Here is a 14997-nt window from a genome sequence, read left to right as displayed (position 1 = left end):
GCCCTAGATCCGTTCCCCGCTCTCCGGGTGGAACAGGTGCACCACACCGTCGGCGACCTTGTGCAGTTCCACGGTCTCGGCCAGCCGGGCCGGTGCCCGCTTGATCGAACGGGCGACCAGTTGCACTCCCGGTGCGGCATGGGTGTACAGGTAGGTTTCGCTGCCCAGGTCCTCCACCAGGTCCACCACCACGTCGATGCCGCCACCGGTGGACACCTCGAGGTGCTCGGGCCGGATCCCCACGGTCACCTCTTCCAGGCCGGCATTGTGCAGGGCGGACAGTTGGTCGCGCTCCAGGGGCAGCGTGGAGTCCTCGCCGATCATGACGCCGTCGCTGACGATCCGTCCGGTCAGCAGGTTCATCGCCGGTGAGCCGATGAATCCGGCGACGAAGGCGTTGGCCGGCTTGTCGTACAGGTCTGCCGGTGAGGCGAACTGCTGCAGTTGACCGAACCGCAGCACCGCCACCCGGTCACCCATCGTCATGGCTTCCACCTGATCGTGGGTGACGTAGACGGTGGTGGTGCCCAATCGGCGTTGCAGGGCCGCGATTTCGGTGCGGGTCTGCACACGCAGTTTGGCATCCAGGTTCGACAGGGGCTCGTCCATGCAGAACACCTGCGGCTCACGCACGATCGCCCGGCCCATGGCCACCCGCTGGCGCTGGCCACCGGAGAGCTTGGCGGGCTTGCGGTCCAGGAATTCGGTCAGGTCGAGCAGTTTGGCCGCGTCTTCGACCTTGCGACGCCGCTCGTCGGCCGACACCCCGCGCAGCTTCAACGCGAATCCCATGTTCTCGGCGACGGTCTTGTTCGGATACAGCGCGTAGTTCTGGAACACCATGGCGATGTCACGGTCTTTCGACGGGACCCCTTTCATGTTCTTGCCGCCGATTTCGATATCGCCCTCGTCGATCTCCTCGAGTCCGGCGAGCATCCGCAGCGCGGTGCTCTTCCCGGACCCCGACGGCCCGACCAGGACGACGAACTCGCCGTCGTTGATGTCGAGGTTCAGTGAGTCCACCGCGAGTTTGTCCGAGCCCTCGTAGATGCAGGTCGCGTTCTTGTAGGCGATCGATGCCATTGTTTGCTCCTATTTGATTGCGCCGAAGGAAAGTCCACGGACCAGCTTGTTCTGGGCGAACCACCCGCACAGGATCACGGGAAGCGCCGACATGGTTGCGGCCGCGGACAACACGGCCCAGTACTGCCCCTCACCGGCGATGAACCCCACCAGGTACACCGGCATGGTCTGCGCGTTGACCGCGGTGAGGTTGACGGCGAAGAAGAACTCGTTCCAGGCGAAGATCACACAGATCAGCGCCGTGGCGGCGATGCCGGGCGAGACCAGCGGCAGGATCACCTCACGCACCGAACGCCACAGACTCGCGCCGTCCAACGAGGCGGCCTCGAGCAGCTCACCAGGAACCTCGAGGAAGAACGAGCGCATCATCCACACCGCGATCGGCAGGTTCATCGCGGTGTAGAGGATGACCAGCGCCCAGATGTTGTCCAGCAGACCGACATTGGAGACGATCACATACAGCGGCAGGATCACCGCCACCACCGGCAGCATCTTGGTGCTCATGAAGAAGAACAACGCGTCCTGGGTCTTGCGAACCGGGCGCAGCGACAACGCGAACGCCGCCGGTGTGCCGAGCAGCAGCACCAGGATGGTCGACAGCCCGGTGGCGAACACCGAGTTGAGCATCGCCGGCCCGATGCCCTGACTGAACACCGCACCGTACTGATCCAGCGTCGGGGTGAAGATCAGCTTCGGCGGGCTGGTGGCCGCATCACCTTCCTGTTTGAAGGAGGTCAGGATCATCCAGAACACCGGGAAGAAGAAGCCCAGGCCCACCAGCCAGGCCACCACCCCCCAGGCACTGAACTTACGGGACTTCTTCTTCGATGCCTCCGCCGAAGCGGCTCCGGTGGAGGTCTTTTCGACTGTGGTGGTCATCAAGCAGCCTCTTCCTTGCCGGTGAACGATTTGAAGATCAAGCGCAGGGCGAAGTTCGCGATGACGATCGTGAAGATCACCACCACCACACCCATCGCCGCCGCCTGGCCCATGTCGAAGCCCAGGAAGGCACGCTGATAGATGTAGAACGGCAGGTTCGCACTCGCGATGCCCGGGCCACCCTGGGTCATCATGTAGATCGCGTCGAAGGTGTTCACCAGGTAGATCGCACCCAGCACCACACCCAATTCGATGAACCGGCGCAGATGCGGCAGTGTCAGTTCCCTGAACGACTGGAACGCCGTGGCGCCGTCGACGCCGCTGGCCTCCAGGATGTCGCGCGGCATGGACTGCAGGCCGGCCAGGATCAGCAGCATCATGAACGGCGTCCACTGCCAGATCAATTCGACCATCACCATCACCAGCGGGAACTGACCGATCCAGTCCACCGGCCCGATCCCCACCAGCGACAGCACCCAGTTCAGGATGCCGTTGGTGGGATCGAGAATGGTGGTCTTCCAGATCAGCGCCGCCGCAACGGGTGTCACCAGGAACGGGGTGATCAGCAGGGTGCGCACGATCCCGCGACCCAGGAACGCCCGGTCGAGCAACAAGGCCAGCAGCAGCCCGAAGAACGCCGAGATCACCACCACACCGACGATCAAGATGACGGTGTTCAACGCCACCGACCAGAACTGACTGTCCTTCACCACCGCGATGTAGTTGTCCAGCCCCACGAACTGCCGCGACCCCGGACGCACCAGGTTCCACGACAACGTGGAGTAGTACAGGGTGAACAGGAACGGCACCTGCGTCACCACGATCATGAAGATCAACGCCGGCAGCAACGGCCCCCGCCTGCGCCAGCCTTCGGCCCGGCTCACCCCGAAATCCTGGTTCTCCCGGATCCGGCGGACCCGTTCCGCCTCACCGACGCCGGCTTGGGTATCAGCTGTGACAGTCATCAGTTCTCCTGATAGGTCTTGCCGACGACCTCGGCGTATTCCTGCGCTTGTTCCAGCGCGTCGTTGACGGACTTCTGTCCGGCTATCGCTGCGCTGATCTGCTGGCTCACCCGGGTTCCCAGATCCTGGAACTCCGGGATGCCGACGAATTGCACGCCGGTGTACGGAACCGGTTGCACAGTAGGCTCATTGGGGGTGGCGTTCTCGATCGACCGCAGTGTCAGCGGCCCGTAGGACTGCGAGATCGCCTCATACTCCGGGAGCTCGGTGTAGGTCGAGGTCCGGCTTCCGGGTGGGACGCGCGCCCAACCCAACTCTTCGCCGACCAGCTTCATGTAGTCCTTGCTCGTCATCCACGAGATGAATTTCCAGGCACCGTCGGGATTCTTGGCGGCTTTGGGGATTCCCAGCGCCCAGGTGTAGAGCCAGCCCGAGTTCGGCTTCTCGACGATCGGGGCGGGCAGGTAGCCGATCTTGCCCTGCAGTTCGGGGTAGGACTTCGGATCCTCGAGCACCGACACCGCCGACGTGGCGTCGTACCACATCGCCGTCTGCCCCTGCCCGAACAGGTTGGCGCATTCCTGGAAACCTGTTGAGGCGGCGCCGAGTTCACCCGATTCCCGGAGCGTGTCGACGTAGAAGTTGACCGCTTCCTTGACCTCGGGGCTGTTGAGCTGGGCGTTCCACTGTTCGTCGAACCAGCGGCCGCCGAAGGTGTTGATCACGGTGTCCAGCGGGGCCAGCACCTCACCCCAGCCGGGCTTGCCGCGCAGGCAGATACCCGCCCGGTCATCGGTCTTGAGCTGCTTGGCCCAGTCCCGTACCTCCTGCCACGTGGGCTGGAAGTTCGGGTCCTGATTCACCTGGATGCCGGCCTGCTCGAAGAGGTCCTTGCGGTACATCAGGAAGGACGACTCGCCGTAGAACGGCACCGCGTACATGTTGCCCTCATACGACAGCGAATCGCGCAGCGACGAGATGAAATCGTTCTCGTCGTAACCCGGTGTCTCCCTGGCGTACTCGGAGAGATTCAGCAACCAGCCGTCCCTGGCCCACTGCGGTGTCTCGAAGTTGCTGATCATCACCACGTCGAACTCACTGCCGCCCATGGCCGTGGACATGGTGATCTTGGCGCGTGCCTGATTCTCCGACAGGGTGATGAATTTCAGCTTCGTTCCGGGGTTCTCGGCCTCGAACCGCGTCGACAGCTCCTGGGCGTCGGTCATCTGGGAATTGGAGACCAAGGCGATGGTCACCTCGTTGTCGGAGGCGCCGAGGCTGCCCGCCCCGGCGCAGCCGGTGATGAGGGTGAGCATGACCGCGGACAGGCCTGCGGCCAACCGGTGGAGAGCTCGTCGCCGCGGTTTGGTCGTCGTGGGTGCTTTCACCTTGAACCTCACTTTGTGTTACTGACTCAGAAGCCAACGGGCACAGTCGATATCGCACACCAGGAAGCGGGCCAGCCCGCCGCGCAGCGCGCCGAGCGTGGCGTGGTGTTTGGTGACACCACTGGACACCAGGATGGTGGCGGGGCACGCCTTGATGTCTTCCAGCGCGACCGAGACCGCGCGGCGTTGTAGTTCACCGTCGACCGGAGTGCCGTCGGCGTCGAAGAACCGGCCCCCGATCTCACCGACCGCGCCCAGCGAGACCAGTTCGTCGAGCATGCCGGTGTCCAGGAAGCTGCCTTCGAACAACGTCGTCGACGTCGACACCGCCCCGATCCCGAAGATCATCACGTCGGCCCGGCGCCCGGCTTCCAGCGTGCGCGACATTCCCGAGTCGCTGCGGATGGAGTCGACGGTGGCCGGGTCGGCGTACAGCGGCGCGGGCAGCCGGTAGGTGTCGGCGTGCAGTACCTCTGCGCAGCGACTCAGGATGTACTCGGTGCCGGTCTGGTAGGCCGCTGTCGACATCGAGCCGTCGAGCTGGACCACGGCCCGGCAGGTCGCCACACCGGTGGGCAGCGCTTGAGCCACCGCCACGTTCTCCGGCCCCCAGGTGAAGCCCAGGGTGTCACCGGGGGAAAGTCGTCGCGTCAACAACGCCGCGGCGGCCCTGCCCACGCTCGCGAAAGTCTCCGGCCGGCCCGGCGATCCGAGGTCGACACCGTGTCCGGCGACCACGGCCTCGGCGAGACCGAACCGCTCCTCGAGCGCGCGCTCCTCCTCGGCGTGCAGGTCATCACGCAGGTCGGTGGGGACGACGATCTCGATGCGGACCAGCCCGCGGGTTTTCGCACGGGCCACCAGCCGGCCTGCGGTGGGCCGGGATACACCGAGCCGCTGCGCGATCTGCGCCTGAGTGAGGCCGTCGAGGTAGTACATGGTGGCCGCGCGCAGGGCAAGGCGCAGGTCCTCGCGTTTGGCTTCATGAGCAGGCGACATGCGGGACCCCGCAGCTGCACCGCTGGCCACCGTCACGGATCCCGCCTTTCCGCCACCCGTGAGCATTTGCTCATGGGTGCGAGTAGATGCTCACCACGCTAACATAGGAAATGTGACGCACACAACACCTCTCCCGGTCCATATCGTCAGCGGTAACGTCAGAGAGGTGGTGTGGTCATGAAACTGAACAAACAAACGCTGGCCGAGATCACGGTCGCCAAGCCGAGCTATGACCGCGACGAGATCGGGGTCGGCATCGTGCATTTCGGTGTCGGCGGTTTCCACCGCGCGCATCAGGCGTACTACCTCGATCAGCTGTTGGAGCAGGGTCTCGCCAAAGAATGGGGCATCTGCGGTGTCGGGGTGCTACCCGGCGACCAGAAGATGCGCGATGCCCTCGAAGCACAGGACGGGCTGTACACCCTGATCCTGGTCAATCCCGATGGCAGCCGCGACGTCCGCGTCATCGGGTCGATCGTCGATTACCGCTACGCGCCCGATGACCCCGAGGCCGTCATCGAATTGCTGGCCGCGCCGACCACCCGGATCGTCGAGCTGACCATCACCGAGGGTGGATACCAGATCACCAATGCCGACGAATCATCGGTGTTCGGGCTGGTCACCGCAGCGCTGGAACGCCGGCGCGACCGCGGTGTGCCCTCGTTCACCATCGTGTCCTGCGACAACATCGAGGGCAACGGCCACGTCGCGCAACAGGCCTTCAGCGAATTCGCCGACAAGCACCACCCCGGCCTGTCCGCGTGGATGGCCGAGAACACCCGGTTCCCGAACTCGATGGTCGACCGGATCACCCCTGTCACCACCCCCGACGTCATCGAAACGCTGGCCGAGCAGGACGGGATCGAAGATCTCTGGCCGGTGGTCGCCGAGCCGTTCACCTCCTGGGCGCTGGAGGACAAGTTCGTCGACGGACGCCCGCCGTACGAGGACGTCGGCGTGCTGACCGTCGAGGACGTCACCCCCTACGAGCTGATGAAACTGCGATTGCTCAACGCCGGCCACCAGGGACTGTGCTACTTCGCCTACCTGCTCGGCTACCGGCTGGTGCACGATGCCGCCTCCGATCCGTTGATCGCCGACTTCCTCATCGACTATTGGGATTCCGAGGCGACTCCCACTCTGCTGCCGGTTCCCGGCATCGACCTGCCCGCCTTCAAGCGCACCGCCATCGAGCGGTTCGCCAACCCCGGGGTGCGCGATACCGTCGCGCGGTTGTGCGCCGACTCCTCGGACCGCATCCCGAAATGGCTTGTGCCGGTGATCCGTAAGAACCTCGAATCCGGTGGGCCCATCCGGCTCTCGGCCGCGATCGTCGCGAGCTGGGCGCGGTACGCCGAAGCCGTCGACGAACAAGGTGAGCCCATCAAGGTCGTCGATCAGCTGGCCGAACAGCTGATCCCGATTGCCCAGTCCCAGAAGGACAATCCGCTGGCCTTCATCCAGAACGAAGCCCTGTTCGGTGATCTCGCTCAGCAGCCTCGCTTCGTCGAGGCCTATCAGTGGGCGCTGGACTCGCTACACCGCGACGGCGCGAAGGCGACGCTGGAAGCGCTACGCAAGTGACCCACCGAGTAGCGAGTGCGCGAGGGACGAGCGTAGGAGCGGATCGCCCATGACACAGCGAGTAGCGAGTGCGCGAGGGACGAGCGTAGGAGCGGATCGCCCATGACACAGCGGGCTCTGGTCATCGGTGAAGCCCTGATCGATATCGTCGAACGAGAGGGGCGGGCCACCGGTGAGCACGTGGGCGGCAGCCCACTCAACGTCGCGGTGGGCCTGGCGCGGCTGGAACGCGACGTCGACTTCCTCACCCACATCGGCGACGACGAACACGGCCGCCGCATCGGCGATTACGTCACCTCGGCCGGGGTGTCTCTGGTGGCCGGCAGCGTCAGCGCCGAGCACACGCCCGTGGCCCGCGCCCGGCTGGACGACACGGGTGCGGCCACCTACACCTTCGATCTGACCTGGAAGCTGTCGGGCACGCCGGAGGTCGGCCCTCCGCTGGTGGTGCACACCGGGTCGATCGCCACGGTGCTCGAGCCGGGTTGCCGTGCGGTGGCCGCCCTGCTGGACACCTACCGGGTATCGGCGACGGTGACCTTCGACCCGAATGTCCGGACCGACCTCATCACCGATGCCAATCTGGCGCGCGACCGCATCGAGCGGCTGGTCGCCAAGAGCGATGTGGTCAAAGCCAGCGATGAGGACCTGCGCTGGCTCGCCCCGGACGTCGAGCCGGAGGAGGTGGCCCGCCGGTGGCTGGCGGCGGGCCCGGCGATCGTGGCCGTGACCAAGGGCGGCGACGGCGCGTTCGCGGTAGCGCAGGCGGGTGCGGTGTCCGTGCCCGCGCGCACCGTGGACGTGGTCGACACCGTCGGCGCCGGGGACTCGTTCATGACCGGTCTGCTCGACGCGCTGTGGTCGCTGGGTCTGCTCGGCGGCGACCACCGGCCCGCGTTACGCGCCATCAGCACCGATCAGTTGCGGTCGGTGTTGGGCGCGGCGGTGCTGAACTCGGCGCTGACCGTGGCCAGGGCCGGCGCGGACCTGCCGGACCGTGCGACGCTGGACGCGGCTTCCTAGAGTCTTCGGCGTTTGCCGTGCGGTGAAGTAGGCCATACTGGCGTAATGCGGTCCATCTGGAAGGGTTCGATTGCGTTCGGCCTGGTGAATGTGCCGGTCAAGGTCTACAGCGCCACCGAGGACCACGACATCAAGTTCCATCAGGTGCACGCCAAGGACAACGGGCGCATCCGCTACAAGCGGGTCTGCGAGGTCTGCGGCGAAGTGGTCGAGTACCGGGACATCGCCAAGGCCTTCGAGTCCGATGACGGCCAGAGTGTGGTGATCACCGACGAGGACATCGCCACGCTGCCGGAGGAACGCAGCCGCGAGATCGAGGTGCTGGAGTTCGTGCCGGCCAGCCAGATCGACCCGATCATGTACGACAAGAGTTACTTCCTGGAGCCCGACTCGAAGTCGTCGAAGTCTTATGTACTGCTGGCCAAGACATTGATGGACACCGATCGGCTGGCGATCGTGCACTTCGCCCTGCGCAACAAAACCCGGCTGGCCGCACTGCGGGTGATGGACATCAACAAACGTGACGTCATGACCATCCACACGCTGCTGTGGCCCGACGAGATCCGCGACCCGGATTTCCCGGTGCTCGACCAGAAGGTCGACATCAAACCTGCCGAGCTGAAAATGGCCGGCCAGGTGGTGGATTCGATGGCCGACGATTTCAATCCCGATCAGTTCCACGACGATTACCAGGATCAGCTGCGCGAACTCGTGGAGGCGAAACTCGAAGGCGGCGAGGCATTCACCGTCGAGGAGAAGCCCAAGGAACTCGACGAGACCGAGGACGTCTCGGATCTGCTGGCCAAGTTGGAGGCCAGTGTGAAGAAGCGCCGGGGGGCGTCGTCGGAGGACGACTCCGAAGACGAGAAGCCGGCCAAGAAATCACCGGCGAAGAAAGCCCCGGCCAAGAAGACCGCCGCGAAGAAAGCGCCGGCCAAGAAGGCAGCCGCGAAGAAAGCCCCGGCCAAGAAGTCGAGCTAATGCCCCAGCGTGTTGACCGCCAGCCGGAAGGCGGCCGGAAGCGCCGCTGCGCCCGGCACGATTGCCTTCTTACCGAACCGGGTGGCCGTCGCCAGCACGAGGCCGCGGGTCAGTAGCCGGTAGCGCCGGGTGATCCGGTGCCAGTCCTTCTCGTAGTCGGCGGGACGCTCGGCGACGATCGCCGTGACGGCGGCTGCGGCTTGTTTGACGGCCAGGCTCATGCCTTCCCCGGTGAGTGCGTCCTCGTAGCCGGCGGCGTCACCGACGAGCAGCACCCGGCCCGCGACGCGGCGCGACACCACTTGGCGCAGCGGCCCGCAGCCGCGCTCCTTGGTATGGGCGACGCCGCGGAGCCGAGCCTCCAGCCACGGGAAGCAGCTCAGGTCGGCCCGGTTGGTGCTGAGGATCGCCACACCCACCAGATCGGGCTCGACCGGCGTGACATACGCCTCGCCGAACGGCGACCAGTGCACCTCCACGAAGTCCGACCACACCGGGACGTGAAAGTGCTTGCGCAGCCCTACTCTCCGCGGGCTGCCGACCGACGAATCGATACCGACCGCGCGGCGCACCGCCGAGTGCAGGCCATCGGCACCGACAAGGTAGCGGGCGCGGATGCCGGCGGCGGTGACCCCGTCGGCGTCCTGGGACACCGTGCCCACCTTGGCCGAAACCCACTCGGTGTCCACCTGTTTGGCGCGCTCCGCGAGTGCCGCGTGCAGCGTCGTACGCCGGATTCCTCGACCCAGAACGGGACGACCCACTCCGTCGCGGAAACACGCTTCGGCGCGCCGCTTGCCGTCGGAGTAGGCGATACCACGGAACGGCATTCCGGCGGGGTCGACGCCCAGGGCGGACAGTTCGGCGAGTCCGCCCGGCATCAGACCTTCGCCACACGCTTTGTCGATCGGAGAGTCCCGAGGCTCGACGACGATCACCGAAAGGCCTTGCGCGCGAGCGTGTAGCGCGGTGGCCAGTCCCCCGGGACCGCCACCGACCACCAGAATGTCGGCGTCGAAACTCATGTCCTGGCAGGCAGCGTGTATCCCAGCGCCTCGTTCTCCACCCGCAGGCGGACGCGCAGCAGTGCCGCGTTGGCCACGGTGAAGCAGAGGGCGGTGATCCAAGCGGTGTGAATCAACGGCAGCGCAATGCCTTCGATGATCACAACCAGATAGTTGGGATGGTGCAGCCACTTGTACTTGTATGGGCCGGTGTTCACCAGCGGCGCGTCCGGGATGACGATCACCAGGGTGTTCCACCGCTTACCGAGGGTGGTGATACACCACCAGCGCAGCACCTGGGTCAGGACGGCGATGACGAGCATCGTCCACCCCAGCCACGGGATGAAGGGACGGTCCAAGGCCCACACCTCGACGACGCAGCCGATCAGCAACCCGGCGTGGATGATCACCATCACCGGATAGTGCTCGCGCCCATATTCTTTGCCGCCGTGGGCGAGCGCCCACGTGGCGTTGCGTTTGGAGACGACGAGTTCGACGAGCCGCTCGATTCCGACGGCGAGTATCAGCAGGTAGTACACGGCCCTACCAGCGCAGCAGGACGAGCTCGGAGCAGAACCCCGGGCCCATCGCGATCATCATGCCGTAGCTGCCTTCGGCAGGCGGTTCGGCAAGGTTGGCCCGCAGCACGTCCAGCACAGACGCCGACGACAGATTGCCGTTGTCGCGCAATGAGTTACGGGTGTGATCCAGTGCATCGGCAGGCAACTCGAGCACGTTCTGGATCGCGTCGATCACCTTCGGCCCGCCGGGATGCGACACCCAGGTGCTGATATCGGTGGTCTTCAAACCGAACTCGGCCAGGAACAGGGTCACGTCCTCGCCCAGGTACTTCTCGGCCACGTCGGGCACATCGGCCGACAGCACGATCTTGAAACCCTGGGTACCGATATCCCAACCCATCACCGCTTCGGTATCCGGGTAGAGCCGGCTGCGAGTGGCCAGCACCTGCGGTCCGCGACGCTCGCGACTGGCGCCGGTGGCGACGACGGCGGCGGCACCGTCACCGAACAGGCTGGAGGCCACCAGGTTGGCCACCGACATGTCGTCACGCTGTACGGTCAGCGAGCACAGTTCCACCGCGAGCAGGACGGCCACCTGATCCGGAAAGGCGCGCAGGTAGTCATGCATCCGGGCCACCCCGGCCGCCCCTGCGACACAACCCAATCCGAACAGCGGCACCCGCTTGACGTCAGGGCGCAGCCCGACCCGGCCGGCCAGCCGCGCTTCCAAGGTCGGCACCGCGAGCCCGGTCACCGTGGTGGAGAAGATGACGTCGACGTCCTCGGGGCGCAGCCCCGCCTTGTCGAGCGCCGACACCAATGCGCGCTCGCCGATCTGCAGCGCCACCTCGAGATAGGCCGCGTTCGCTTCGGAAAAGCCAGTCAGTTCGGGATACCGCATCAGCGGCAGCGCGAGATTGCGATGCTCGACACCGGCGGCCGCAGCGAACCGGTGGAACTCAGGGCCGGCAAAGTCCGCCAACGCCGAAATCACGTCTTGTTGGGAATGGCGGTGGGGCGGGAACTCCACTGCCGCAGCCGCAATCGCGGGTGCCATGTCGTCGGTCATCGGCTCAGGCTAGGGGTTGAGCTTTTCATATTGGTGGCTACGTTTTGGGCCCTCACCTGGTTCAATGACCGCGCGAACGTCGCCAGAATCACCGATTGGAACCTGTTCTAAAAACCTTCGGCAATGCGCGGCACAACCACCCGCCGCCTTGTTACCGTGTGCCGCGATGATCCTCGACAGATTCCGCCTGGACGACCAAGTAGCCGTCGTCACAGGCGCAGGCCGCGGCCTCGGCGCGGCAATCGCACTGGCATTCGCGCAGGCAGGGGCCGATGTCGTCATCGCCTCGCGCACCGAATCGGAACTAGATGCCGTAGCCACGCAGATCCGGGAGGTGGGACGCCGCGCGCACGTGGTCGTCGGCGACCTCGCCCACCCGGACACCACGGCAACGCTGGCGCAGGTGGCTGTGGACACCTTCGGCAAACTAGACACCATCGTCAACAACGTTGGCGGAACAATGCCTGGTCCGTTGCTGGACACGCCGACCCAGGCCTTCAAAAATGCATTCACATTCAACGTGATGACGGCGCACGCGCTCACTTCCGCTGCAGTACCACTGATGTTGGAGCACAGCGGCGGCGGCAATGTCATCAACATCACCTCGACCATGGGGCGCCTCGCCGGGCGAGGGTTTGCGGCGTATGGTACGGCCAAAGCGGCGCTGGCACACTACACGCGGCTTGCCGCATTGGACCTGGCCCCGCGGGTCCGCGTCAATGCGATCGCGCCGGGCTCCATCCTCACCTCCGCCCTCGATGTGGTGGCGCAGAACGACGAGCTCCGGACGCCCATGGAGAAGGCCACGCCGATGCGCCGGCTGGGCGACCCACTCGACATCGCCGCGGCCGCGGTCTATCTCGCCTCACCGGCGGCCAGCTATCTCACCGGCAAGACGCTCGAGGTCGACGGCGGCCTCACCTTCCCCAATCTCGATCTCCCCATCCCCGATTTGTAGGAGCACACGCTTCGCCGGCCAAACACTGTTGCCGGCCGGTGTCGAACTGTTCGATCTCAGGATCACGCGTGTCAAGCCGTGCGCATCGGGTTGTGGATGAAGCGTTGACTGTGGATAAGTAGGCGCTTGTCGTGGTGGATTGCCTTGTGGCGCATGTCTTGTCGGTGGGCGTGGGTAGTGTCGAAAGCATGTTCGAAGAGCTGATTGATCCGACCACCTGCGGGGATTTGTCCCCCGCGGCGATGGTCGATGCCATCGGCGCCTTCCACCGCGCTGAGGCCACCATGGTCGCGCACAAATGGACGATGATCGCCCGCCTGCTGGCCCACCACAAAGACCACGCCGCCGCCGAAGAGAAAACCTGGGCCTACGACGAATGGAACGCCGTGCGTGATCAGGTGGGCCCGGTGATGCGGCTGAGCGCACGGCGCGCCTCCACCCAGATGCGCCTGGCCGAAGGGCTCGCCCGGTCCCCGAAGGTCGCGGCACTCTTGGCGGCCGGCGTGATCAACACCCGGGTCGCCGAAACCCTGATCTACCGCACCGAGCTGCTGCTGCCGTCGGTGCAGGCCACCGTCGATGCCGAGCTCGCCGCCCGGGCGGGCGGCTACACCCTGCTCTCCGACGACGACCTGGTGCTCGCCATCGACGCCATCATCGAAGAACACGACCCCGATGCGGTGCGCCGCTACCGCGAGACCGCCCAAGGCTGTGATGTGGGGTTCGGTAAACGCGATGACGCTACCGGCACCGCGTCGCTGTATGGGCGGATCTCGGCAGCTGATGCGGAGTTGGGGATGCGGGTGCTGGATGCACTGGCCGCCACCGTCTGCAGCAACGATCCCCGCAGCAAAGGCGAGCTCCGCGCGGCGGCGCAAGGGGCGGTCTACGCCCGGCGGGACCGGTTGGTGTGCCAGTGCGGTGCCGGCGACTGTGTGGCCGCGACGCTGCCGTCGGCGGTGCCCACGGCGGTGATTCACGTGCTGGCCGAACACGGCGCCCTCGAACATGTGCTGGCCCAACTCGACGCCCTGCGCCAACCCCCGTCCGGGGACCCGAACGTGGTGGCGCCGGCCATCGACTACCCGGGGCTGGCCCGCCAGGCCGCCGCCGCCGAAGCCACCCGCATCCCCACCCCACCCACGCCGCCACCCTGGGAAAACAACACCCCCACAACCGAACCCGAACCCGAGTCGGAGACTGAGGCCGAGGCCGAGGCCGAACCGACGGTCGGCGGTGAACCCGACTGGTCGCACTGGTGGACCACCTCACACCGTGACGACGACGAGGACGAGCCACCCTGGGCGCCTACCACCCCACCCCCGCTGGAAGCACCTGACAAGACAGACAGCGGGGACGGGGACGACGACATCGACGAGGGCGCTGACCGCATCAATGAGACGGACAAGACCGACGGCGCCGTCGGCGACACCGAGACCGTCACCGTGGACGAGAGCGACAACGGAGATGACCGCGCCGGCGACACCGGTACCGACGACCCCGGGGACGAGGGCGAGCCGCCGTGGGGCACCGGCAGTGCCCCGCCACCCCCACCCGGACCCACCACCCCCGACACCGGCGGCGGAACCACCGCAGCCACCCCCGACGCTGCGGTCGACCGGGTGAACGACGCTGCCTCCGAGCAGGTCTGGACCCAGGATCTGCCGCAGACACCGGCCGCGCACACCCCACCACGACGGCCCCGCCCCGCAGTCACCCTCGGTGGCACCCTCATCCCACTCGACCAACTCGCCGCCATGCTCCGCGACGGCGCCACCGTCACCGCTCTCCCGATCCCGCCCGCAGCACCCGCCCGCGGCTACAAGTTCACCGGCAAGGCCCGCGAGTTCATCCAATGCCGGGACATGCGATGTCGGTTCCCGGGCTGCACCCGCAAAGCCGAATACGCCGACATCGACCACACCGTCCCGCACGGCGACGGCGGACCCACCCACCCCTCCAACGGCAAGGTCCTCTGTCGAGAACACCACCTCGCGAAAACCTTCGGTCAAGGCTGGCGCGACGAGCAACTGCCCAACGGCGACGTCCGCTGGACCGCACCCACCGGCCACACCTACATCACGCAACCGACGAGCAGACTGCTGTTCCCCGACTGGAACTCCACCACCGCCACCCTGCCACCCCCGACACCCACAAGACGCCGCACAGCGCACCCGGGTATCACCATGCCCACCCGCAAACGCACCCGCGACCAAGACCGCCAACAACACATCAACGCCGAACGCGAACACAACGCCCTGCAACGCGCCCTCGGGAAACCCCCACGGAGACCACCGTTCTAGAGGTGTCGCCGCACTGAGGGCCACGCCCACGCACTTCTATGGCTGCGCGGCGCCGATACGACCCAGCAGACCCAGGTGTGGCGGGCTCCAGCCCTGCAGCTGCTGAGTCCGCTCACTTGAGGTCGTATTGTCCAGTGCCGCAGCCCATCCGGCCAAGCCAAACTGCTCGGTGGCCTGCCGCGGGGAAACGTTGACCGCTGGGTGGGCGCCAACCGGGCCACCAAAGCACGGACCCCCTTG

13 protein-coding genes are annotated in these 14997 nt (G+C 66.0%); 5 read left to right on the top strand and 8 right to left on the bottom strand.

Annotated elements, in window-relative coordinates; all coding sequences use genetic code 11:
- Nucleotides 1-3: 3 nt before the first annotated feature.
- The 5 genes from NL241_RS05415 to NL241_RS05395 form a co-directional block, all read right to left on the bottom strand.
- Nucleotides 4-1083 (bottom strand): ABC transporter ATP-binding protein, encoded by a 1080-nt coding sequence (locus NL241_RS05415; RefSeq protein WP_487691902.1) that lies wholly within the window; start codon nt 1081-1083, stop codon nt 4-6.
- Nucleotides 1084-1092: 9 nt separating this feature from the next.
- Nucleotides 1093-1962 (bottom strand): carbohydrate ABC transporter permease, encoded by an 870-nt coding sequence (locus tag NL241_RS05410; RefSeq protein WP_487691903.1) that lies wholly within the window; start codon nt 1960-1962, stop codon nt 1093-1095.
- Nucleotides 1962-2927, bottom strand: a complete 966-nt coding sequence (locus NL241_RS05405) for a carbohydrate ABC transporter permease (RefSeq protein ID WP_487691904.1) — start codon at nt 2925-2927, stop codon at nt 1962-1964. The genes NL241_RS05410 and NL241_RS05405 overlap by 1 nt, the downstream gene beginning before the upstream one ends.
- A complete protein-coding gene (locus NL241_RS05400) occupies nt 2927-4243 on the bottom strand; it encodes an ABC transporter substrate-binding protein (RefSeq protein WP_487691967.1) in 1317 nt (438 codons plus the stop codon). Before NL241_RS05400 ends, NL241_RS05405 begins: the two co-directional genes overlap by 1 nt.
- Before the next feature lie 90 nt (nt 4244-4333).
- Complete coding sequence (locus NL241_RS05395; RefSeq protein ID WP_487691968.1) at nt 4334-5314, bottom strand: sugar-binding transcriptional regulator; 981 nt, start codon at nt 5312-5314, stop codon at nt 4334-4336.
- A gap of 177 nt (nt 5315-5491) precedes the next feature.
- Between NL241_RS05395 and NL241_RS05390 the strand changes: the two genes are divergently transcribed.
- From NL241_RS05390 to ku, 3 genes are all read left to right on the top strand, one after another.
- Nucleotides 5492-6898: a mannitol dehydrogenase family protein gene (locus NL241_RS05390; RefSeq protein ID WP_494396976.1), complete on the top strand. Its 1407-nt coding sequence runs from the start codon at nt 5492-5494 to the stop codon at nt 6896-6898.
- A gap of 102 nt (nt 6899-7000) precedes the next feature.
- A complete protein-coding gene (locus NL241_RS05385) occupies nt 7001-7921 on the top strand; it encodes a carbohydrate kinase family protein (RefSeq protein WP_487691907.1) in 921 nt (306 codons plus the stop codon).
- Between the two features lie 45 nt (nt 7922-7966).
- Nucleotides 7967-8902 (top strand): non-homologous end joining protein Ku, encoded by a 936-nt coding sequence (gene ku / locus NL241_RS05380; RefSeq protein ID WP_494396975.1) that lies wholly within the window; start codon nt 7967-7969, stop codon nt 8900-8902.
- Here ku and NL241_RS05375 read toward each other — a convergent pair.
- From NL241_RS05375 to NL241_RS05365, 3 genes are read right to left on the bottom strand one after another with little or no spacing between them, the layout of a single operon-like run.
- Nucleotides 8899-9927 carry an NAD(P)/FAD-dependent oxidoreductase gene (locus NL241_RS05375; RefSeq protein ID WP_494396974.1) on the bottom strand — a complete coding sequence of 343 codons (1029 nt, stop codon included), beginning with the start codon at nt 9925-9927 and terminating at the stop codon, nt 8899-8901. The two genes, ku and NL241_RS05375, sit on opposite strands and share 4 nt — an antisense overlap.
- Entirely contained in the window at nt 9924-10445 is a 522-nt protein-coding gene (locus NL241_RS05370; protein WP_487691911.1) for an isoprenylcysteine carboxyl methyltransferase family protein, read from the bottom strand. Before NL241_RS05370 ends, NL241_RS05375 begins: the two co-directional genes overlap by 4 nt.
- Before the next feature lie 4 nt (nt 10446-10449).
- Complete coding sequence (locus NL241_RS05365) at nt 10450-11496, bottom strand: type III polyketide synthase (protein ID WP_494396973.1); 1047 nt, start codon at nt 11494-11496, stop codon at nt 10450-10452.
- 166 nt (nt 11497-11662) lie between these two features.
- Here NL241_RS05365 and NL241_RS05360 point away from each other — a divergent pair, with 166 nt between their 5' ends.
- Together NL241_RS05360 and NL241_RS05355 are read left to right on the top strand one after the other, a co-directional pair.
- Entirely contained in the window at nt 11663-12454 is a 792-nt protein-coding gene (locus tag NL241_RS05360) for an SDR family oxidoreductase (RefSeq protein WP_494396972.1), read from the top strand.
- A 188-nt stretch (nt 12455-12642) separates the two neighbouring features.
- Entirely contained in the window at nt 12643-14757 is a 2115-nt protein-coding gene (locus NL241_RS05355) for an HNH endonuclease signature motif containing protein (protein WP_494396971.1), read from the top strand.
- The last annotated feature ends 240 nt before the right edge of the window (nt 14758-14997 follow it).

The sequence above is a fragment of the Mycolicibacterium sp. SMGY-1XX genome (assembly GCF_059132455.1).
The sequence above is the reverse complement of the archived record's forward strand: the minus strand, read 5'-3'. Positions and strand labels throughout refer to the sequence as shown.

Bases quoted from the DNA above. Each gene is read 5' to 3' on its own strand.
- NL241_RS05415 (WP_487691902.1), bottom strand. From the start codon at position 1,083: ATGGCATCGATCGCCTACAAGAACGCGACCTGCATCTACGAGGGCTCG.
- NL241_RS05410 (WP_487691903.1), bottom strand. From the start codon at position 1,962: ATGACCACCACAGTCGAAAAGACCTCCACCGGAGCCGCTTCGGCGGAG.
- NL241_RS05405 (WP_487691904.1), bottom strand. From the start codon at position 2,927: ATGACTGTCACAGCTGATACCCAAGCCGGCGTCGGTGAGGCGGAACGG.
- NL241_RS05400 (WP_487691967.1), bottom strand. From the start codon at position 4,243: ATGCTCACCCTCATCACCGGCTGCGCCGGGGCGGGCAGCCTCGGCGCC.
- NL241_RS05395 (WP_487691968.1), bottom strand. From the start codon at position 5,314: ATGTCGCCTGCTCATGAAGCCAAACGCGAGGACCTGCGCCTTGCCCTG.
- NL241_RS05390 (WP_494396976.1), top strand. From the start codon at position 5,492: ATGAAACTGAACAAACAAACGCTGGCCGAGATCACGGTCGCCAAGCCG.
- NL241_RS05385 (WP_487691907.1), top strand. From the start codon at position 7,001: ATGACACAGCGGGCTCTGGTCATCGGTGAAGCCCTGATCGATATCGTC.
- ku (WP_494396975.1), top strand. From the start codon at position 7,967: ATGCGGTCCATCTGGAAGGGTTCGATTGCGTTCGGCCTGGTGAATGTG.
- NL241_RS05375 (WP_494396974.1), bottom strand. From the start codon at position 9,927: ATGAGTTTCGACGCCGACATTCTGGTGGTCGGTGGCGGTCCCGGGGGA.
- NL241_RS05365 (WP_494396973.1), bottom strand. From the start codon at position 11,496: ATGACCGACGACATGGCACCCGCGATTGCGGCTGCGGCAGTGGAGTTC.
- NL241_RS05360 (WP_494396972.1), top strand. From the start codon at position 11,663: ATGATCCTCGACAGATTCCGCCTGGACGACCAAGTAGCCGTCGTCACA.
- NL241_RS05355 (WP_494396971.1), top strand. From the start codon at position 12,643: ATGTTCGAAGAGCTGATTGATCCGACCACCTGCGGGGATTTGTCCCCC.